The 865-nt window shown below is 79.4% G+C and carries 1 protein-coding gene; it reads left to right on the top strand.

Features of this window, described 5'->3' with window-relative positions:
* Positions 1–85 precede the first annotated feature (85 nt).
* Positions 86–865, top strand: a 780-nt coding sequence (locus ABD323_RS42035) for a beta-ketoacyl-[acyl-carrier-protein] synthase family protein (protein ID WP_344447338.1), incomplete at its 3' end; no start/stop codon positions are given.

Here is an 865-nt window from a genome sequence, read left to right on the forward strand (position 1 = left end):
GGGGGGGGGGGGGGGTGGGCGGGCCCACCGCCGGGGGGGGGGGGGGCGGGGTGGAGGGGGGGGGCCCCCGCACGGGGCGGCGGGGGTGCTGGCGACCGGGGGCGGCGGCCTGGAGACCTTCGAGGCGCAGTCGCACCGGCGCCTGGAGCGCGGCCGCCCGGGCGTCAGCCCCTACCTGCTGCCCGGCATGCTCTCCAACATGGCCGCGGCCCGGATCGCCATCAAGTACGGCATCCGCGGCTACAGTTCGGCGCCGGTGACGGCCTGCGCGGCCGGCGCCCAGGCGGTGGCCGAGGCGCTGCGGCTGATCCGCGCCGGCGAGGCGGACGTGGTGGTCTGCGGTGGCAGCGAGTCCTCACTGCACCCGACGATCGCCGCGGCCTTCACCAACTCCCGTGCCCTGGCCGATGGCTGGGACGACCCGGCGGACGCCTCACGGCCCTTCGACGCGCGCCGCAACGGCTTCGTGCTCGGCGAGGGCAGCGCGGTCCTGGTGGTCGAGCGGGCCGAGCACGCCGCGGCCCGCGGTGCGGGCGGCTACGCGGACCTGCTGGGCTGGGGTGCCTCCACCGACGCCTACCACCCCACCATGCCGCGCCCCGACGGCGAGGGGGCGGCCGACGCGATGCGCGCGGCGCTGCGCAGCGCCGGGCTCGCGCCCACCGAGGTCGCCTACGTGAACGCGCACGGCACCGGCACCAAGCTCGGCGACACGGCCGAAGCCGCCGCGCTGCGCTCGGTGTTCGGCGACGACGGACCGGCGGTCAGCTCCACCAAGGGGGCCACCGGCCACCTGCTGGGCGCGGCCGGCGCGGTGGAGGCCGCGGTCTGCGCCCTGGCGGTGGCCGGCGGCGTCCTGCCGCCC

The organism is Kitasatospora nipponensis (assembly GCF_039528135.1).
Taxonomy (GTDB): Bacteria; Actinomycetota; Actinomycetes; order Streptomycetales; family Streptomycetaceae; genus Kitasatospora; species Kitasatospora nipponensis.